This window comes from Haloarcula sp. 1CSR25-25 (assembly GCF_032027985.1).
Classification (GTDB): domain Archaea; phylum Halobacteriota; class Halobacteria; order Halobacteriales; family Haloarculaceae; genus Haloarcula.
In genome coordinates this window covers 64,825-83,328 of record NZ_JAHYBW010000010.1, presented here as the reverse complement: position 1 = coordinate 83,328, position 18,504 = coordinate 64,825, and the positions used below count along the sequence as shown (strand labels likewise).

At 57.7% G+C, this 18,504-nt stretch carries 17 protein-coding genes and 3 pseudogenes; 5 read left to right on the top strand and 15 right to left on the bottom strand.

Annotated elements, in window-relative coordinates:
- Positions 1–395 precede the first annotated feature (395 nt).
- Both KZ498_RS21325 and KZ498_RS21320 read right to left on the bottom strand, forming a co-directional pair.
- A pseudogene (locus tag KZ498_RS21325) lies at positions 396–680 on the bottom strand (IS5/IS1182 family transposase); the annotation flags it as partial.
- Positions 681–798: 118 nt separating this feature from the next.
- Positions 799–996, bottom strand: coding sequence for a hypothetical protein (locus tag KZ498_RS21320; protein ID WP_312621457.1), 198 nt, complete (start codon positions 994–996; stop codon positions 799–801).
- A 515-nt stretch (positions 997–1,511) separates the two neighbouring features.
- Between KZ498_RS21320 and KZ498_RS21315 the strand changes: the two genes are divergently transcribed.
- On the top strand, positions 1,512–2,408 hold the full coding sequence (locus tag KZ498_RS21315; RefSeq protein ID WP_312621456.1) for a DUF3267 domain-containing protein: 897 nt from the start codon (positions 1,512–1,514) through the stop codon (positions 2,406–2,408).
- A 118-nt stretch (positions 2,409–2,526) separates the two neighbouring features.
- On the opposite strand, the gene KZ498_RS21310 is transcribed toward KZ498_RS21315, so the two are convergent.
- Positions 2,527–2,763, bottom strand: coding sequence for a hypothetical protein (locus KZ498_RS21310; protein ID WP_312621455.1), 237 nt, complete (start codon positions 2,761–2,763; stop codon positions 2,527–2,529).
- 641 nt (positions 2,764–3,404) lie between these two features.
- Between KZ498_RS21310 and KZ498_RS21305 the strand changes: the two genes are divergently transcribed.
- Positions 3,405–4,133: a hypothetical protein gene (locus tag KZ498_RS21305; protein WP_312621453.1), complete on the top strand. Its 729-nt coding sequence runs from the start codon at positions 3,405–3,407 to the stop codon at positions 4,131–4,133.
- A gap of 689 nt (positions 4,134–4,822) precedes the next feature.
- Here KZ498_RS21305 and KZ498_RS21300 read toward each other — a convergent pair.
- From KZ498_RS21300 to KZ498_RS21260, 9 genes and pseudogenes are all read right to left on the bottom strand, one after another.
- Positions 4,823–5,674 carry a hypothetical protein gene (locus KZ498_RS21300; RefSeq protein ID WP_312621451.1) on the bottom strand — a complete coding sequence of 284 codons (852 nt, stop codon included), beginning with the start codon at positions 5,672–5,674 and terminating at the stop codon, positions 4,823–4,825.
- A gap of 46 nt (positions 5,675–5,720) precedes the next feature.
- On the bottom strand, positions 5,721–6,359 hold the full coding sequence (locus tag KZ498_RS21295; protein ID WP_312621449.1) for a type II CAAX endopeptidase family protein: 639 nt from the start codon (positions 6,357–6,359) through the stop codon (positions 5,721–5,723).
- 562 nt (positions 6,360–6,921) lie between these two features.
- Complete coding sequence (locus KZ498_RS21290) at positions 6,922–7,602, bottom strand: IS6 family transposase (protein WP_312621447.1); 681 nt, start codon at positions 7,600–7,602, stop codon at positions 6,922–6,924.
- Between the two features lie 961 nt (positions 7,603–8,563).
- A pseudogene (locus tag KZ498_RS21285) lies at positions 8,564–9,090 on the bottom strand (hypothetical protein).
- On the bottom strand, positions 9,087–9,623 hold the full coding sequence (locus KZ498_RS21280) for a helix-turn-helix domain-containing protein (RefSeq protein WP_312621442.1): 537 nt from the start codon (positions 9,621–9,623) through the stop codon (positions 9,087–9,089). The pseudogene KZ498_RS21285 and the gene KZ498_RS21280 overlap by 4 nt, the downstream one beginning before the upstream one ends.
- Before the next feature lie 408 nt (positions 9,624–10,031).
- Positions 10,032–10,448: a hypothetical protein gene (locus KZ498_RS21275; protein WP_312621440.1), complete on the bottom strand. Its 417-nt coding sequence runs from the start codon at positions 10,446–10,448 to the stop codon at positions 10,032–10,034.
- A 306-nt stretch (positions 10,449–10,754) separates the two neighbouring features.
- The gene (locus tag KZ498_RS21270; protein ID WP_312621438.1) at positions 10,755–12,695 is read right to left on the bottom strand and encodes a hypothetical protein; all 1,941 of its coding nucleotides are present in this window, start codon (positions 12,693–12,695) and stop codon (positions 10,755–10,757) included.
- A gap of 110 nt (positions 12,696–12,805) precedes the next feature.
- The gene (locus KZ498_RS21265) at positions 12,806–13,597 is read right to left on the bottom strand and encodes an ABC transporter permease subunit (RefSeq protein ID WP_312621436.1); all 792 of its coding nucleotides are present in this window, start codon (positions 13,595–13,597) and stop codon (positions 12,806–12,808) included.
- Positions 13,597–14,475: an ABC transporter ATP-binding protein gene (locus KZ498_RS21260; RefSeq protein ID WP_312621434.1), complete on the bottom strand. Its 879-nt coding sequence runs from the start codon at positions 14,473–14,475 to the stop codon at positions 13,597–13,599. The genes KZ498_RS21265 and KZ498_RS21260 overlap by 1 nt, the downstream gene beginning before the upstream one ends.
- A 94-nt stretch (positions 14,476–14,569) precedes the next feature.
- Between KZ498_RS21260 and KZ498_RS24780 the strand changes: the two are divergent.
- Positions 14,570–14,743, top strand: a pseudogene (locus KZ498_RS24780) (XdhC/CoxI family protein); the annotation flags it as partial.
- Positions 14,740–14,943: a hypothetical protein gene (locus KZ498_RS21255; protein WP_312621433.1), complete on the top strand. Its 204-nt coding sequence runs from the start codon at positions 14,740–14,742 to the stop codon at positions 14,941–14,943. The pseudogene KZ498_RS24780 and the gene KZ498_RS21255, both read left to right, overlap by 4 nt.
- A 54-nt stretch (positions 14,944–14,997) precedes the next feature.
- Here the strand turns inward: KZ498_RS21255 and KZ498_RS21250 are convergent, their stop codons facing one another.
- Positions 14,998–15,564, bottom strand: coding sequence for a DUF4352 domain-containing protein (locus tag KZ498_RS21250; RefSeq protein ID WP_312621432.1), 567 nt, complete (start codon positions 15,562–15,564; stop codon positions 14,998–15,000).
- 345 nt (positions 15,565–15,909) lie between these two features.
- Between KZ498_RS21250 and KZ498_RS21245 the strand changes: the two genes are divergently transcribed.
- Complete coding sequence (locus tag KZ498_RS21245) at positions 15,910–16,194, top strand: hypothetical protein (RefSeq protein WP_312621431.1); 285 nt, start codon at positions 15,910–15,912, stop codon at positions 16,192–16,194.
- A 357-nt stretch (positions 16,195–16,551) separates the two neighbouring features.
- On the opposite strand, the gene KZ498_RS21240 is transcribed toward KZ498_RS21245, so the two are convergent.
- Both KZ498_RS21240 and KZ498_RS21235 read right to left on the bottom strand, forming a co-directional pair.
- A complete protein-coding gene (locus tag KZ498_RS21240; RefSeq protein WP_312621430.1) occupies positions 16,552–17,388 on the bottom strand; it encodes an ABC transporter ATP-binding protein in 837 nt (278 codons plus the stop codon).
- Positions 17,385–18,497: an iron ABC transporter permease gene (locus tag KZ498_RS21235; protein ID WP_312621428.1), complete on the bottom strand. Its 1,113-nt coding sequence runs from the start codon at positions 18,495–18,497 to the stop codon at positions 17,385–17,387. The genes KZ498_RS21240 and KZ498_RS21235 overlap by 4 nt, the downstream gene beginning before the upstream one ends.
- Between the last annotated feature and the right edge of the window lie 7 nt (positions 18,498–18,504).

Here is an 18,504-nt window from a genome sequence, read left to right as displayed (position 1 = left end):
TACATCGTGTTAGGAAAATCTGTTTAGAAGAGTAAATAGCCAGTGGGTGACGTTCTTAATACCCATAGCAGATTGAACAAAGTGTTTGCATAGGATTAGTCTGTAACTCCGTTATTAAAAAAATCAAAAACAGAGGGCCTGAAGTCGGTGCCCTTTCTTGAATAACCATGGTACAATTCGAACTCTTTGAATCTGAACCTCCGTCTGCAACTGAAGAAGTTGCGCGACTACGCCTGCGTATGAGACATCAATCACTTCGTGAATTGCAGAGGAAAGAGATAGTCACGTGGGACAAGGACAGAGACGTTGTACAAAAGGGAAACCTGTTTGATGAGACGTGGAAGAGAATCCGCTGAAGAGAGTAAATCGGTGACTTGAACTTCTATATCTACCGATTAGAATGGTCGGTCGAGATTGCGAGCAAGGCAGGCGATAGTGAGTTCTCGAAGCTGTTTCCACCAGTGCCGTGACCGGACGAACGCACCATACCTGCGTTTGAGTCGTGAGTTCACCGTCTCGTTTTGACTACGCTGACCATGGAGATCAGTATCCAGTCGAACATTCCACGCCTTGTGGAGCGACGAAAACTCGCGGTGCTTGATGAACGGTCGAACACCTGTCTCACGGGCTAATGCGCGAACCTTCTGGTCGTCATATCCCTTGTCGCCAAGGAGAACCGCTACTTCTCTGGTATTCCTGATGTTCGCCATCACAAACATAGAACCGCTCTGTGAGCCGCTCTAACTGTGACTCAGTATCTATTCAACAGAGCACTTATTACACGCCTGAATCACCTAGTCAATCCAGTGATTCGAGGATTGTTTTGAGTGCGTCGTGAGAGTGACCAGAATCGTGGAGCCTCTTCGCTTTATCTCTTACCTCAACAGGTATTCCATCCGAAGTAATGAGGTCCTCAACGAGATTGGCAATTTCTTGTTCATCGGAAGTCCATCCCTGTTCTGGCGTGTTGTCACCTGAAACCCGATTTCCAATCATGCTATCGGCTCATAGATGTCTGTCACTCATATCATGATAAATCCCCTCCATGATATGTATTCTAGCCGGTTCAACAGGCTGTGTGACTTCAATTGGTTCCGCATTCATTTCTAGCCCGAGTGTGAGTTTATCCAGAGACACAGCGGCCAGCGCCGGTCGCCCCACATAGCAATGCCACGAGCCATATCACCGGAATCATTCGGTTGCTACACTGGGCAGGGCAGTCAACAATCTCTGTAGTCCTCAGTAGACCGTCAGATGTGAGTGTCCCCGCAGAGCTTATTCAAGCAATGTCTCATTGACGTTAGCAGTTACTTCGGTTTCACTTTTGGAGATTTGGAGCGCTTCCCGGATGTGATACAGTGTCTCATCGTACTCGGCATGTTCATAGGCAGCGGTCAAGTGATTGAGGACTGGGTCCGGAATCGGGTGTTTTCGTTCAGACGAGGGGAAACCGAGAGTGCGTATTGAGTATGGGGGAACACTTTTTTGCAAGAGGTATGTCAGACTAGTGAATGGAAAACGTGTCTACTGAACGAGTGCTCGCCGATCTTGAACTCACTCGTGGGCTTACGATTCAGATGCTGGCCATCGGCACGCTGGGAATGCTTGTCGGGTGGACACTGTTCAGTGGCCTCTACCAGTTTGCAACCGGGAACGCGGTAACATTTCAATTCGCACCGAAGTCAGTCGGGTGGCTAGCAACCCCGGTGAACATACTCGTGCTCGTCTTTCTCGGAACTGCGATTCTCGTTCCCCATGAGTGGCTCCACGGGCTTGCAATCCGCTACTACGGTGGTGAGCCTCGCTACGGTGTCGGCGTCGCTCATTTCGTTCTCCCATATGCATATGCGACGACCGACCACGAATTCACGCGCAATCAGTTCATCGTGGTACTCTTGACGCCGCTCGTCGTGATGACGCTCGTCGGTGTTCCCCTAATGCTCCTCCTTGAGTGGGGGTGGCTGGCCATTCCACTGACGTTGAACGCCGCTGGTGCAGTCGCGGACATCTGGATGACACTCATGGTGGTGAGCTACCCGGCACACATTCGCATCGTTGATCATGAAAGCGGGGTCAGAATCCTCGGGCGAGACAGTGATCGACCGCGTTCGCTGTCGATTACGTCGCTCGTCTGGGATGCACTCTCCGGAGCAGCGGTAGCGTTGTTCGCCGTGGGAATTCTCCTAGCACTCGCCGGTCCGATACTCCTCTCGGCCCTCGGTATCGAGTCATTAACAGTCGGGAAGCCCGGAACTCTCACGTATCTCTTCGCGTTCGTCAACACCCCAGAGGAGATTTCGATCAGCCTCGGCCCGGGCGTCCTAAGTGTGGGTGGCCTGCTTGGATTGCTGTATGCGTTCGTCCGGAGCTATCGCCGAAACAAACTAGCACCCACAGATGCCGCATAGGTCTCCCTCCTTTGACATACACCGCCTCGCAGAACGAAGAAGATTTGATTGCTGCAGACACAGTGTATGCCTGTCTCAGTCGTCTCTCGACGTTCGGCAAGCCCAGTACTGAATAGCATTACTCGCGTATCACCGATTTATGGAAAAGGCACCACTGTTCCGTGAAGTACAGCGGTTTCGCCAGCCGTGGATCTGGGCACTCTTCGGTGGCGTTGCGCTCCTCATGCTCGTGTTGGGACCCATCTCGTGGGGTGGACTCGTTGTCGTCGGTGCGGTCGCTTGGCTCGTATACAGTCTTCGTCTCCGAACCGAAGTGAGAGCCGACGGCATCTACCTCAAAATGTGGCCGCTTCATCGCTCGTTCCGTCGAATACCGTGGTCAGAAATCGAATAGTACGAAGCCAGACAGTACAGGCCACTCCGAGAGTTCGGTGGCTGGGGGATTCGTTGGGCACCCGGGAAGATTGCCTACAACGTACGTGGCAATCAAGGAGTCTGGATCGAACAGACGAACGAGCGTGGCGTGCTTGTCGGGTCTCAACATCCCGAAAAGTTCGTCAATGCCATCGACAAGGCAGTACAGTAGCAACCTCGTTACCTCTCAACCGCCGACGAAACTGGGGCAATAAACCGTCATCCAAAACCGATGCTGTATCCATCCTCTGTTTCGGTTACGCCGGGACCGAGAGGCGAAGGGGAGTCCAAAAGGCTCTGCGGCAGACAGGGCGCATATCAGTCATATTGAGATTCGCTGATCACAAGTAGAAGCGTAACACGCGATACAGGTGCGATGGGCTGGGCTAAGGAGCAACAGGCTGGGTGCAGGTGGGAACTACTCTGTGCGATGTGCATCGAGTAATTCGAGTTCAGTGACGGAGCGATAGGCGAGACTCTATTGTAGCGCTATGAGTCTATCCCTGTACGCAGACCACCGGAGCTACCTTCAGAGGGACCCTCAAGCGAAGGATTTTCTATACTTGGCTGAGCAAATGGGTTATGGCCCTCCAAATTGGCCGTGCGATTAGCAACGGCATTCGCCGGAGTGTCTCTCCGGTTGGCATCGCCCTGATGGTACTGACTTTCCTTTATGTGGGGATATTCACCAGTTCGGTGAACACGATTGTCGCTGGAGCGCTCCCACCAGAGATTCGACAAGAAGCACAGATTGGGTTGACGCTACCCCTCTCCAGTGTCGTCGCGGCAGGACTCACGCTCGCTTCCCTGCTGTTTGGTATGGCGATCTATATCGCCGCTGCGCGGGCGCTCACTCGGCAGGGGTCAGACAGCGGAACCGTCACCGGCTCGCTATTCACCCGGCGGATCGGTCGGGCGCTACTGACAGCCGTTGGCGCGAACATCGTCATCGGGATTGCCACGTTCATCGGGTTCGTTCTGCTGGTGATCCCCGGCATTTTCCTCATGGTGAGCTTTGCGTTCGTCGTGTTCGCCATCGCAGTCGAAGACCGTCGTCTCATTGACTCGCTGCGACGCAGTTGGGCTCTTTCACGTGGGAATCGCTGGCGGCTTGCGGGGCTTCTGTTGCTCGTTGGGGTCGTGACTGGTCTCGTTAGCAGTATCGGGTCGCTTGCATCCTTCGTCAGCCCGGGTATAGGCCAACTCGTCACGTTCCTGGTGACTGCCCCGCTTACGATACTTGGGTATGGCATCATCGCCGATGCCTATCTCCAGATACGAGACGAGCAGTCGGGCGGGATTGAGGTGTGAGTCAGTCGGCGACGTAGGAGATATCGAGATCTCACACGGTAGTGGGTTCCAGTACCCTCCCTGTATAGAGGGTCGGATCCATAACCAGTTCGGAAATTGACCTGAGCGATTGAGATTGGTCAGGCTCTGTTGAACCCCTTGAGCCAGAGACAACCAGTGGGCTGCATACAGACAATGCCCTCCGTAGTTTGTCCTGTTTCAGTCTATGAGGAGCGAACCGAACGATTGAACTGGAGCGTACGGCGCATGAGTTCCAGTTCCTCCCTCAGAGACCGAATCCGTCCGAGAGCGTTGTTGTTTATGCTAGTATTTGTTGCGGGCGCTACATACGTTGAGTTCGCATATTCTGGGCCACCAACTCTGTGTTCAGTTGCTTTCTGGATTATTGTCGTTCCGCTGTTGTTCTCCACGACAGTGAACGGTGTTCGAAGTCAGCCTCTCTACCAACCACTCGTCTTTGGCGGATTCATTGCAATTGGTGTCCTCCAGTATCTTGACGGTGACTGGTTCCTTCTCGCGGGAGTTGTTCATTCTTACAGGGATTGTCGGACCGGTTTCTGAACTTCGCAATCAGTATCCCCTCACAGTTTCCAGACAGCAGCAATAGGTTCGTCCTTTGAATAAGGCAGCACAGTCGATCAGGTACTGAATCGTCCAAAAATGCCAAACCAGTCGAATTCGACCGTGGGTCACTGCTGAGCGAGACAATCGTCCAGTGCCGTTACAGCAGCATTGACGTCGTCAATGTCCGCTCGATCACATCGATGCGCCGGATGCCACCATTCGGCCGGTTGGAGAACGAGCGCCTCGTCGGTAAGTTCGTAGCTGGTGTAGCTGAGCCATGGTCGGAATTGCCGCTGGAGTGGGTGCTCTATTACGAGTCCAGCATCCGTCACACGGAACGTCCGCGGATTCAGTACGTTCATTAGAACGACACCGACGAACAACAGATTGTACAGCCACCATCCCCACTCGGAGTTGAACACGAACGCAAAGATGATTCCGAGTGTACTGGCGGTGAAAGCCACCAGAGAGATACCGCCAGCCACACGCCGCCAGTGCCGTGGCCAACGAGCCTCCCACTCAGCTAAATCAACGGCACCCGCTACCCCCGCGTTCGCATGCCGGGTCCGACTCATCGCCACTAGCATTATGCCGAGCAGCATCCCGCCAGCCGTCCCGATCACTGCTAATGGTACAGCGAGGTTGGGTGGTTCGAGGCCGACGGCCACAGCACCGAACACGCCGCCGAACCAGCAGAACGGAAGCACAGCGAGGAGCCAAACAGAGTCGTGGCGGCCGAGACTGACCGCGAGGCCAGGCGTCCGAGTGACGATCGAGCTGGCGACAGCAGCGACACCTGCCACAGCGACAAGGAAGCCGACGTAGAGAACGGCCGCGTCAGTGACGACCCGTGACAGTCCGAGGACGAGCGCCGGAGCCAGAAATGCTGCGACGTACAGACCGGCGACTAACACGTACAGACCGTCCGGCCGCTCGGCGCTCGACTGACCCAGTGTACGACGAGTGTGGGTCGCCATAGTAGACATTACAGCCCGGCCTGGAAAAGACTGACCTCCTGCCCAATTATCCCAACACGTAGATTGCGAGTAGACCGACACTCGTGAGATTGACGACCATGTGTACGACGGTACTCGCGGTCGTCCCCCAGCGGTGACGCACGATTCCAAGAACGAGCGCCAAGACGAGTATTGTCGGAACGCGGGCGAGGGAGACGTCCAAGAGCGCGTGTTTTGCCGTGAAAAGGACAGCAGTGATAACGATACCCGTCGTGAGTCCCTCCGCACGGACGAGCGCTGATTGAACGATGCCACGCCAAGCTAGTTCCTCGGTTACCGGTGCGACGAGACCATGCGCAAGCGCGAAGAGGACAGCGACCCAGAGACCAGCTTCGAGATCGGAGAGGAGAAATCCGAAGGCAGCAACCGAAGTCTCTGTCCCCCCAAGCGACGCGTTCACGAACCCGATGCCGTACACGATGAGTACCGTAAGGGCACCACCGAGGAATCCGAGTGAAATCGTCCGGCCGTCCGTCATATACCCCCAGTCTGAACAATCAATACCGACACGCTGGCCGTATCGAACTGTGAACAACGCGGCGACGGGAAAGCCAACGAGTGTCGCCACGAGGACGCCCACGAATGTGTTGCCGAGGAAGATTCCGACTGACGAACTTATTCCCAGTCCGAACAGGAGTTCAATCACTGTCCACCCACTGGCGATAATCAATCCTGCACGTGTGAGAGGAGACAATTCTGACGGTGAGAGACGGGATGAAACCGCTAATCGATTCCCGAGCCATCCACCACCAAGCATGAATACAACCGCGGCAGCCGTCCCGGGAAGTCCAAAGAGAAGCGGATACGAAATCGGGGTTCCTTCAGCAAGGAACAGTTGCCCTCGGAGGAACAGAAAAATGCCGGTCAGGCCACCGGCAATGAGCGTGGGGGTCAGCCACTGTGCCCGATATCGAATACCGATTCCCAGACCGATGAGAAGTGCAACGATAGCCACAGCGAGGAGAGTGCCGATGTCTTCGAGAGCGTCAGAGAGGATATTCACCGTGCTTGCGGCGACTAGAATCGTACACACGATGCTGAGAATCCCTGCTACAATCCCGGCACCTGTTCGGCTGACGAGGTCTGACCGCCGGTTGATATGAGAAATCATAGTTTGACCGTTCGAATGGTGTTATAGAGATTTTCGAGTTGAAGATTCTAGTACTATTCGGGCATCAATTCTGATAGGTCTCCTTGTGAGGCGCTGTCTAGTTCTGGATGACCTCAGCTGGCGTTTTGCCGTCGAGTGCTTGGTTTGGGCGTTCGTGGTTGTAGTGGTGTCTGAAGCGTCGTAACCACTCTTTCGCGCTGGATTGACTGCCCCTCCAGAAGGAGTGAAAGCGGTCGATTCGCATGGTCACAGTCTGGAACCACTTTTCGATGTGGTTCCGGATTCGGTAGTCGAGCCGACCGCTCAAATCCTGACGTGAGAGGGCAGTCAGGTAGCCGCCACCATCGACGAGAAACACTGTATCGGCGACATCGTGTTTCTGAGTGAGCCGGTGCAAGAACGCCGCCGCGGGGTCAGTCCCGCAGCGGCTGAACACGTCAACTTCGAGAAGCAGCTTTGATTCAGTGTCGACAGCGGCGTACAACCACTTCTTTTCTCCATCGATCTCGATTTGTTTCTCATCGACTGCGACCCGCGACGGCTCCGCCGTCGGCGGGTCGCTCTGTGTTTCAGACAGTGTATGCACCCAATTCCAGACTGCTCCGTGAGATCGGTCGACACCCAGCAAATCTAAGATAGCAACCGTCTCCCTAATCGACAGCCCCGCAGTATGGAGACGCACCCCAAACCGCCGGACGGGTGTCGGGGTGCGCTCATTCTCCCAAACGTCTTGACTGTCCGTTTCTAACGTTTCGCTGAGCAGGTCTGCGAGTGTCATGAACACCTCTCGCTACGGCCTGCTCACTTCTCAATCTATCAACTAGACAGTGCCCCTTGTGACCTATAGTTTTGAAAGTGAGAGGTGTGGTCGTTCCGATCGGAACCGACATTTGGCACAAGTATCGAGTTCTATTAATTAACCTGGAGATAGATAATGTGTTCAAATTATTTGGTTTGGATAACCAGCGTGCTCAATTCTTCCGTTGTATTCAGCAGGTAATCTGTGTCTCCTTCTGACAGATTCAACAGAGCCTTTACTCTGGGTCCAAGTAGTTAGCAGGCGATATCGCAGGAAAGCAGTGATATCGGGATGCAAGCCCGGCACTATGCCAAGCAACCAGGTATGGTGGCTCGGATAGGTCCCTAACGGGACGATTGTACAGATATGTGGTAGCGTAGTATGTTTTGTGATTATCCAACGACGAACTCCGGAGCGGCGAGAAGACACAGCAATACGGTGACCGCTGTCGGCCGAAGGATACCGGCCGTGAGTTGGTGTTCTTTCGGCAGCGATTCAGCAATTGCTGACAAGGCAGATCCGACCATCATTACAAGTAACCAACTGCTGGAGTCGCGGTTACCACCATTCCAAGCGTATAGGTACATCCCCAAGAAAACGAGTGGGGCTGTAAACTGGATTACTGAATTGGGCCGACCGGCGGGTTCACTGAACACAATCTGGTTGATGAAGGAGGGCACCAAATGCAATTCCTCCCAAGATGTGAAAAAAGCCCATCGAACCTATCTTGAGCAGTATGGTTGTAAATGGCTGTGGTGAATCGCCATAGGTTGGTGGGATACACGCTTTACCGCACACTTGGTGTTATAGATGACCTACATCCGTGTGATTTCTCGGAACTCACGGAACCAGGAACGCGTTCGGACGACGAAGTCGAGTGAGCGCTTTCGAGACAGGAAGAAGACCGATCGTCGCTCACCGGTCCCACCCCGGCGCTGCGTTATCGAAATTCGTCGGCTGTAATCGTCTCGAGATACTCAACACTGACGTACCGGAATTCGATACGGTCGTTGAACCCGTGTTGCGGGAGGAGCGTCTCGGCCGCCCGTCCCGCGGGTTTGTCGGTTGTAAGGAGAACAACGTGGTCTGCCTTTCCAGTATGAAGTACTTGAGCAGCAAGCCCCACGAGTGCCGTGTCTCCTTCTCGGTGATATCCTCATCGCGGTCGGTCTCGTTGGCTATAAACCGACGTGCTTCGTCCATTACCGTCGAGACAAGCGGATTGGTGTAGTCGAGTTCATCGGCGACGATGATCCACCCCTCGTTGAATCCATCGGGATTGGGAATATCTCTCGAAGGATACTCGTCCGCTGCCGGATCGCCACCGAGTTCTTCGTAGACGCGCTGGGGGATACACAACGAGAGATTTGCCTGTCGAAGTGCCCGACGAAGCCGTTGAAATTTGCCCTTGTCCGGCCCACCACACCGGACGAAAACGCCGGTATCGGCGATATAAGCCGTCGTCATGCAACCGCGTCGGCGTACTCGGTAGCAACCGGTTCCAGCGCCTGGAGAATAATCTCGGCTTCAAGCGGTGAAAGGTCAAGTTCCCGGGCCGCAATCCGATGGTTGACCACCCCGTCGACGTTCTCGTAGGCGTACTCGAGGGCGATAGCAAGACCGTCGAGGCCATGGCGCTCGATGTAGACGTCGATGTCCTCGTCCTGGTCGCGACGCGCCACAGCGGCGATAAGTGCCGGCGTGATTGTTTGGGTCTCACCATCCGTCGAGAGGGTGAGTCTAATCCACTCAGCGTCGTATCCATACGGGCGTTGATCACGGGTCTTTTCCACTAAGCCAGCCGTTTCGAGATTCTGCACATAGTCGTAAGCGGTCCCCTGTGGAATATCGAGTTCATCGACGATTTCGGACACGGAGACAGGACCGTGTTGCAAGATATGGGCGTACAGCCGAGCGAGTGCCGGCGTGTCGAGAAGGTTGGCCACCGTCTGAAGTTGCTGAATTGGTGGTCGGCCTGACCGGGAAGGTGATTGCGCCATCTCGATTACGAATTATATATAATTCGTGATAAGACTTCCGCCGAAGGATCGGAACTCGCAACTGTTCCCATACTCGCCGAGAGCTAGCCGCTGCCAGCGGCTTTCCCTCGAAGAAGCGGCTCTGTGAGGCAGTTGTAGCATTCGTGCTTACCCGACGACTTGGGTGTGGAAAAGTGGTCGTGATTATATAATCACTCCCAAGGTATGGATGCTCTGCTAATCTCTATGATTACTCGCTACCAAAGGCAGTGCTCAGTTTTTCTCGCATGAACTCGCGGCGGAGCTCTCGCTTTCGCTCGTCGGTCCAATAGTTGAGACTGAGCACCTCAATGCATAGAGCGCGAGCCAGTTGTCGATCTGACATCAAGCCGTATGATACTCAGGACAACCCGTACACGACTCCAGAAGTTACACTGAAGAGAAGTACGACTGACCGAAGCGAAGCAGGTCTCGGTCAAATTCATCCGGATCGTCGACTCGAAAGTGAAAGAGTTGATTTCGCATATCCCCGATTTCAAGCACTAGCTCGCGAATCACGTCCTGTTGATCATCGAAGAGCGATTCGAATTCCTCCCAGTGTATAGAGATGAACTGGGCATAGTGTCCGTAACTGCAATGCTCGATGGATGCCGGTGTTGGTAGTGGGTGTTCCTCGTCAAACGTTTCGGCCAACTGCTCCGATAGCGAATCCCCAAACACTCGCGTGAAAATATCACGCAACTGCATTTCGATCGACTCGATCAACAGAAACGGCTCGAGCAACCGTTTCAGCTGCGTGAGGAGATCGTAGTCGGTCAGAATCCGCCACTCGTCATCTCGATCCACTGCGATGTACGTGTACTCTGCGAGTGCATCGAATACGGCCAGAAGGTTCTCGTCCTCGCTGATGGTGTGTGCATCTTCGACTGCTGCGCCGACCGATATCTTATCGAGCGTTTTGTGTCCGCCCTCCAGTGGATGGAATGCAAGGAGTGTCCGGACGACTTTGACAGACGAGGGACCCTCTCATCAGCTTCCGGTGGTTCGTAAGAATATTTCTCTTGGCGTTCAATTCTGTATGGCGGACGAAGCGCAAACCAATACCATCCAGCGTGGAAATTCGATGATCGACTGAAACGAGACGATCGGTGCTTACTGACGGAGCCACCACCACCCGCTTACAATCACGACTGCCGCGAGTACGGCCACGCCGACGACGAGGGCAGTGTCGCCGCCCGGACCCGACGGTTCTGCGATGGTTACTGCTACGAGCGACGGTTCCATCCGGATCATGTCACCGTTGGTCGTCTCGGCGGTCGCGTTGAGCGCGACGGCGTGGGTGCTCTCGACCGCGTCCTCCGAGACCGTGAGTTCGAAGCCGAGCGTCGCAGTCTCGCCGGGGTCGAGCGCGCTGACGAACGCGCTGGGGGATTCGCTGGTGAACGGCGGGGCCGTCGCGAGGCTGACTCGCACGTCTACGAGGCGCGCGTCGCCGACGTTCGTGACGCGGACGCTGAGCCTGTTGCTCGTGTCGATGCCGTAGCTGGCGTTCACCCCCTCGAACGCGAGGCGGTCGGGCTGGGGCGCGACATCACCGCGGACGCGGAGCGGCGCGCTCTCTCTGGCATCGCCACTCGGTCCCTCGTAGCGGACGGTCACGTCGAGCGGCCGGGGACCGGCCTCAGCCGTCGGGGCGACTGCTGCGTCGAACGTGAAGTCGGCCGTGGCGCCCATCTCGATATCGCCGAGGGCGTACGTCGTCTCCGTGAACCGGACATTCGGCGATGGAGAGGAGATGACGACCACGGCATTGCGTGCCGGTGTGGGGCCACGGTTGACGACCGTCCCGCGCACCTGCCCCTCCTCACCGACAGCCAGCGAGACGTCGGGATTTCGGACGGCGAAGTCGGACTCGGGCGCGACGGCCACCCCGATGCTTGCGGGCCTGGCCGACGCATCGGCACCCCGGTCGGTCCGGTAGTCGACGGCCGCGTCAAGCGTGTAGGTCCCGCCATCCGTGCTGGGCGGCGCGGTCACGTCGAAGGTGAACGTCCGTTCGGCCTCAGACGGCCAGTCCCCGACGAACCGGGTGCTCGCATCCCCTCCGTCAACGGCGAGTGCCCAGCCAGCCGACCGGAGGGTGAGCGTGGCTTCATTCGTCCGCGCCCCGTCGTTCCGGAGCGTGACGCCGAGCGTTCCCGACCCGCCGGCTGCCACGTCGCTGTCCACGTCGGTGACGACGAACTGGCGGTCGGTCCGTGGCTCAACGCCGACGACGCTGGACTCATCGGTCTGCCGGACGCCGCGGTCGTCGTCAAACGCAGTGGTCACCCGAAATGGGTACGTCGCGTTCGTCGCTGTCTCGGTCGCTGCAACCACGTAGGTCAGCGTCCGTCGTTGCCCGGGATCCCACGCGCCGGCGTAGTGGCTCGACGTTCCTGACGACCCGACGCGGACATCGGGATCCAGCGAACCCAGTGAGACGGCCGTCTCGTTCGCCGCCTCGCTGCCGACGTTTTCGAGGGTCACAGAGACCGTGCCGACACTCGCCGGTCCCACGTCGGCCTCGGTGTCGACGACGGCGAACTGGGCTTGCTCAACGACCCGGACTGTCACGGACAGCGTCCTCTCGACTGTCCGCGATCGAGAGAAGCCGCCGCCCTCGTCGATTTCCGACGTGTGCGTGTACGCCACGCGCAAGGGGAGGCGATACGATCCGGGTGAGGCGTCTTCATCGACCGAGATACTGACTGGGACGACCCGCTCGCCACCGTCGGCAATGCTTCCGACGCTCTGCCGGCCAGTGGTGACGGAGATCGGCGCGTCGCCCGCCCGAAGCTGGGTGTTGACGCCGGTTGCCGTGAGAACCCGCTGATTCAACTCCGGGTTCGTCGTCGACATGGTCTCTAGTTCGCCCGCATTGGTGAGCGTTACCGCAAGTGTCGCCTCCTCGCCAGCGGCGACGCGGTTGTCGGCGAGCGAAGCGGAGAGCTCCGGTGCCCCCCTGACGAACCCCACGACAACGCCGGTAGCAAGCAACGAGCAGATGACCACGACGGTCAGCAGCTTCGTTGCGGTTGCGAGTCGGCTCATGATCTCTCCATTGATCGATCCGTCTCAGTGGCAATTCCGCCGTCGCGGAGTGTGGTAGGGTTGTACATTGGATATTGGTAGATCGGCGGTCGGTGGCATCGGTCACGCCATCAGATGTCCCGCCGTTGGAACAGGACGACGCTCACGCCGACGCAGGCGATGGCTCCCGCGAGCAGAAGCAGCGCGCCGGCCACGTCGTAGGTCCCCTCGCTGAGGATGTCTACAGGACTGAAGTACCGCGTCGGGCTGAGGGCCCCGAGCCATTCGAAGTCGGTGTCGGTGCTTACCGTATCCAGCAGGAACAGGCCGAACACCGCACCGATCCCGCCCCGCTGGGCGATGTCGGCGCGGTCCAGGCGGACAGACAGCAGCAGGCCGACGCCGGCACACATCAGCAAATACGGGATCGAAAGCAGGTGAAGCGCGAACAGCGACACCGGGTCGATTGTCTCGTCGATAGCGAGGAGGCCGACATAGACCACGAACGGCGTCACTAGGTTGACGCCGAGGACGGGGACCAGCAACGAGAGGTACTTCTCGACCACGACCCGCGAGCGCGAGATCGGCGTCGCGAGCAGCATGTCCAGTTGCCCGGTCTCGACATCCCCCGCAACGAGCGCGCCCCCGCTGTAGGCGACGTACAGCCCGAGCAACAGGAGCCAGAGGAACTGGTACATCTCGATCGAGAGGAACCCCTCGACAGTCGAGAAGTTCGCCGACCCGACGAATCCCTCCTGGAACGCCGGCGGGAGGCTCTCGACGTACTCCTCGAAGTCGACGCTCGACTCGGCGATGGACGGATACAGGAAGACGATGAGCAGCGCGTAGACCGCAAGCAGGACAGTGAGGACGGCCGTCCCTCGCATCCGTCGGCGGCCCTCGTAACGGGTCACTTCGAACATCAGTCCTCTCCATAGAAGTGCATGAACACATCTTCGAGCGGTGGTTCCTCGATTTCGAGATCGACGATGTCGTAGTCAGCAAGCAGCGACACGAGGGTGTTGTAATCGCCAGTGAACGTGAACTGGACGCCGTCATCGAACGTTTCTCGGTCGAGGATACCCTCACCGCTTAGCCTGGCGAGGTCGGCATCGGACCGCGTGTGGACCCGGACACGCTTCCCGCCGCGCCGGAGCAATGCATCAATCTCCTCGAGGGTCACGAGTTTTCCCTCGCGGATGATTCCGACCCTGTCACAGACTCGTCGGATCTCGCCGAGGACGTGTGAGGAAAAGAACACCGTCTTGCCCTTCGATCGCTCTCCCCGGATGAACTCGTTGAACGCCTCCTGTTTCAGCGGGTCCAGCCCGGAAGTCGGTTCGTCCATAATGACCAGTTCCGGGTCGTGCATGAACGCCTGAACGATACCGACCATCTGTTTGTTGCCCCGGGAGTACTCCCGAATCTTCCGGTTGAGTGGCGGGTCGAACAGCTCTAGCAACTCCTCACGCCGCTCGTCGCCTTTGAGCGACGATTGGTAGTCAAGGTACTCGCGGCCCGTGACCTGTTCGTCAAGGCCTGGATCGCCTGGCAGATACCCGATGTCAGCCTTCGCTTCGAGGAGTTCGTCTTCGTCGCGAACGTCATGGCCGAGCACCGTCGCGGTTCCCTCGGTCGGCGACTGGAAGCCGAGCAAACTGCGAATCGTCGTCGTCTTCCCCGCGCCGTTCGGCCCGAGGTAGCCGAAAATCTCGCCCTCTTGAACGGTGAACGTCAGGTCATCGTTGGCCCAAACGTCGCCGTACTGTTTGCTCAGCCCCGATACCTCAATCGCCGCCATGGGCGCAAATGACGGCAAGAGAACATAATATTTTGTACGCTTTTGGTGCTCAGATCAGCACCTCGTCTATGTAAGGCGAGGTGCCACAGACCAAAATCGGCCCGTCACACCCGTTATGAACCGGGTGGATCTCGGCAGGGACAGCCCCTACCAGATAGCGTACAGCATCGTCGCCGAGCTGTTAGCCGTCGCGAACGGCCGCGATCCTGGCCATCTTGCGGAGCGCGCAGGACCGATTCACGACCGAGTGGAGGTTCGGTCCTCGTGACAGCAGACGACTCGGGGGCCTCATCGATGCTCGCTCGGACCTGGGAGATTGCGGCGAACTACAAACGCCCAGAAGATTTCGACATCCCACACGCACCACGGTTCCTCTCAGAAACGACAGGCGAGGGAGCCACCAGACTGGTCAGCAGAGACGGCACTGTCATCCTGGAAGCGTCAGTCACGAGCTCCGTCCGACGGTAGTAGCCTTAGTGCCGGTACTCGACAGCCTACATCAATTAAATCTGTGACAACGGATTACGATAGTTCTACGTAGTGGGTGTCGGCTGTCGCCGTGCTGTTGACGGGTTCTATTCGCAAGCGGAGCCCCTGTCTATCGGCCGGGATATCGAAGATAACCACTCCGTCAATAGTCACGTCGGGGCTGGGTCTCCGGAGAACTAACGCTTCGTCGTGGAAGACCATCGCTTGACTATCCGTGGCGTACGTTTGTCCCTCACTATCGACGAGTGTGAACACGTCGCTGGTGAGGCGCGTCGCGTTCTCTCCGAGGTTCGTCACCTCGAGATTGATAACCACGAACCCCTCGTCGGCGCTGACGCCAAATTCCCCGCCGACCTGATCGGTTCGATTGAGCTCAGTGACAACGTAGCGGAGTTGAGAGGACCCGGTCCCGACGACGAACGACTCACTCGGAGTGTGTTCCGTGGATTGGGGGCGTGCTGTGTCGGTTGGTGTGGTCGTTGATGTCACGGCGGACGTTGCAGTTGGCGTCGAGACTGCGGTTGCAGTACTCTCTGTCTGACCGGTCGACCCGTCCGGTCCGCCACCGGGACACCCAGCGAGAAGGATGACAAACGCCATCACTAGAACTCGGTAATCCATACACCACACATTGAGCCATCCGATAGTAATGATTTTCACTTGACAGTTTCTGAGAACGCACCTCGCCACGGTTCACGATAGTCGAATCGCAATCAGGGACATGGTAACCGTAGCGGATGGGCGATTGTGTGGTATGTACGGGATGAGAAGCACCCGTCTGCTTCAGGGGCGCTGCCGGGAGAGGTTTGTTTTAAGAATCGTTATTGAGTGCGCTGTCCTTGTTCATTAGAGCGACGAAACGGCTGCTCGGGAACCATACGTTTTGTTCGATAGCCTTCGAAACCCGTCGGAAGGGATTAATTATTCGGCTGAGATGACCTCGGCATGAACGTGAACCCAAGTGTATTGAAGGCATATATTGACCATTTCCTCCCACGGGATGTCGTCGGTCCGGTCCTCATCGTCTTCTCATTGGAAGGCGTAATCGATGGGATCTTCAATCTATACGTCCCGGACGAGTATGCGACAATCGGATGGGGGCTCGTGTTTATCCTCGCTATCATCGTCGTCGCCTATTGGGGGACGGTCGATGAACAGGCGGTTGAAGAGCTACAAGAACGAATCGAAGAGATAGAAGAACAGGAATCAGCGGACAACGGAGCCCCCTGAACTACATACTGTATATTATAATTTGATTGACTCATCTCTCGTCCGTACTGCCCACTGCGGTCGTGAATAGATTCGCTGAGCCTTGTTTAGACGGTCCAGAAGGCGTCAGTTAGTGTCTATGTCGGGAAGGTAGAACCAATCCCTGAGTGCCTCTATGTCCGGTTTCGTTGGTCCGGTAAAGGCAGTAGAAGCCAATCTGCACCGCATCTAAACAAGGCCTATTCGCTGTATTCATAACAACGGATAACGGAGATGGTCGCGGTCGAAATGTGCGACAACGGAGATGGTCGCGGTCGAAATGTGCGACGGGCAGACAGTCAGCAAAAGGCATGGTTCCATTGGAACCAGTGGCGTTCATCATCGGTCTGCAGGGCCAATCATGGTGAGCCGCGGCCCATACCGCCCCCGCTCGACGGTCGCTTCGACACCGAACACGTCCGCGAGCAGGGCCGGTGTGAGCACCTCCTCGGGATCGCCTCGTGCGCGGATTCGACCATCCCCCAACACGACCATCTCGTCGGCGTACCGCGCGGCCTGTTCGATATCGTGTAAGACGAGTACGACCGTCGTCTCGTCGTCTTCACGGAGCGTTCGCACGACATCCATCACGGCGAGCTGGTGGCGGAGGTCGAGGAACGTCGTCGGCTCGTCAAGCAAGTGGATGTCGGCGTCCTGTGTGAGCACCATCGCAAGCCACGCCAGTCGCCGCTGACCACCGCTGAGGTCAGCCAGCGGTCGATTACGGAGGTGGTCGATGCCAACCGTCCCAAGCGCCCTGTTGACCGCGGCAATGTCTGCCTCTTCGACCGTATCGAGGAAGCCACGGTGGGGGTACCGGCCATGGTAGGCAAGCTCTTCGACCGTCAGGCCGTCCGGCCCGGACGGCTCCTGGGCGAGCCTGGCGAGTCGACGGGCGCGCTCACGATCACCATACTCGTCGAGGGACCGACCGTCGAGTGTCACTGACCCGGATACAGGGTCCAGCCGCCCGGAGAGTCCCCGAAGGAGTGTACTCTTCCCGCTGCCGTTCGGGCCGATGAGAGCTGTGACCTGTCCGCGTGGGACAGTGAATGTGACTTCGTCGACGACGGGTGCTTCGGAATCCGGATACTGCAGTGTCAGGTTCGTTGCTGTGAGCGTCGCGTCGATGTCGGGCCTTTCTGCAGTCGCCGCTCGATCTTTACCGTCGCTCATCGGAACCCTCCGAATCCACCGTGTTTTCGCATCAGATACAGGAAGTACGGGCCGCCGAGTAGGCCCGTGACGATACCGACCGGAACCTGCGCGGGGTTGAGTACCAGCCGGGCACCTGCATCGGAAGCGACGAGCAGCGCCGGGCCAGCGAACGCACAGCCAACCAGCAGTCGCTTGTGGTCAGTGCCGACGCTCCGACGGACAATGTGAGGGACGACCAGCCCGACGAACCCGACGATGCCTGCGGCGGCGACGCTGGTCGCTGCCGCGAGCACCGCGACCGCCGATAGCAGGAACCGCACCCGCTCGACCGACAGCCCCAGTGAGTCGGCAGTTTCCTCGCCGAGCGTGAGGACGTTCAGCTCTCTGGCACCCGCGAACGCGCTGCCGACGGCGATGACGGTCCACGGCAGGAGCATCCGCACCTGCGCCCAATCCGCCCCGACGAGAGACCCCGCTGTCCACGCGACGACGCCCTGCGCAACCCCGACGTCCTCGATGAGGAGGAACAGCCCAGTCTGTATCGACCCGAAGACGCTGGAGACGATTACCCCAGCCAGCACTAACCGGACGGGATTAGTTCCGCCCTGCCATGCAATCGCATAGACAAGCAGGAACGCGATACCGCCACCGAGTGCGGCAAATAGCGGAAGGAAGGGGAGCAGCCCTGCGAAGACGACGACAGTAAGCAGGACCGCCAGGCCAGCGCCGGACGACACCCCGAGGACGAACGGACTTGCAAGTTCGTTTCTGGTGATTGCCTGAAAGATCGCCCCCGAGACAGCGAGGTTCACCCCGACGAGCAACGCGACCAGCACCCGCGGGAGCCGGATCGTCCACACGACGAGCGTCCCAGTCTCGTACTCCGGCACTGTTCCACCGAGAAGGAACGCCCGCCACGCTGCCCCGTTAGCGAGGACAGCTGGATTCGCAAGCGTTCGCCATGCATCCAGCGGTGCGAGGGGGTAGGCACCGAAACTGAGTTGCAGCGTCATAGCGACGAGGACCACGCCAACACTCCCGGCAGCAATCATGACGAGTTCCCGGGAGACCCACGCGAGCCGCCGGGTTGCCGCCGGCCGCTCGCCGTCCCCAAGTTCACTTGCCATCGGTACC

Bases quoted from the DNA above. Each gene is read 5' to 3' on its own strand.
- KZ498_RS21320 (WP_312621457.1), bottom strand. From the start codon at position 996: ATGATTGGAAATCGGGTTTCAGGTGACAACACGCCAGAACAGGGATGG.
- KZ498_RS21315 (WP_312621456.1), top strand. From the start codon at position 1,512: ATGGAAAACGTGTCTACTGAACGAGTGCTCGCCGATCTTGAACTCACT.
- KZ498_RS21310 (WP_312621455.1), bottom strand. From the start codon at position 2,763: ATGAAGCGGCCACATTTTGAGGTAGATGCCGTCGGCTCTCACTTCGGT.
- KZ498_RS21305 (WP_312621453.1), top strand. From the start codon at position 3,405: ATGGCCCTCCAAATTGGCCGTGCGATTAGCAACGGCATTCGCCGGAGT.
- KZ498_RS21300 (WP_312621451.1), bottom strand. From the start codon at position 5,674: ATGGCGACCCACACTCGTCGTACACTGGGTCAGTCGAGCGCCGAGCGG.
- KZ498_RS21290 (WP_312621447.1), bottom strand. From the start codon at position 7,602: ATGACACTCGCAGACCTGCTCAGCGAAACGTTAGAAACGGACAGTCAA.
- KZ498_RS21280 (WP_312621442.1), bottom strand. From the start codon at position 9,623: ATGGCGCAATCACCTTCCCGGTCAGGCCGACCACCAATTCAGCAACTT.
- KZ498_RS21270 (WP_312621438.1), bottom strand. From the start codon at position 12,695: ATGAGCCGACTCGCAACCGCAACGAAGCTGCTGACCGTCGTGGTCATC.
- KZ498_RS21265 (WP_312621436.1), bottom strand. From the start codon at position 13,597: ATGTTCGAAGTGACCCGTTACGAGGGCCGCCGACGGATGCGAGGGACG.
- KZ498_RS21260 (WP_312621434.1), bottom strand. From the start codon at position 14,475: ATGGCGGCGATTGAGGTATCGGGGCTGAGCAAACAGTACGGCGACGTT.
- KZ498_RS21250 (WP_312621432.1), bottom strand. From the start codon at position 15,564: ATGGCGTTTGTCATCCTTCTCGCTGGGTGTCCCGGTGGCGGACCGGAC.
- KZ498_RS21245 (WP_312621431.1), top strand. From the start codon at position 15,910: ATGAACGTGAACCCAAGTGTATTGAAGGCATATATTGACCATTTCCTC.
- KZ498_RS21240 (WP_312621430.1), bottom strand. From the start codon at position 17,388: ATGAGCGACGGTAAAGATCGAGCGGCGACTGCAGAAAGGCCCGACATC.
- KZ498_RS21235 (WP_312621428.1), bottom strand. From the start codon at position 18,497: ATGGCAAGTGAACTTGGGGACGGCGAGCGGCCGGCGGCAACCCGGCGG.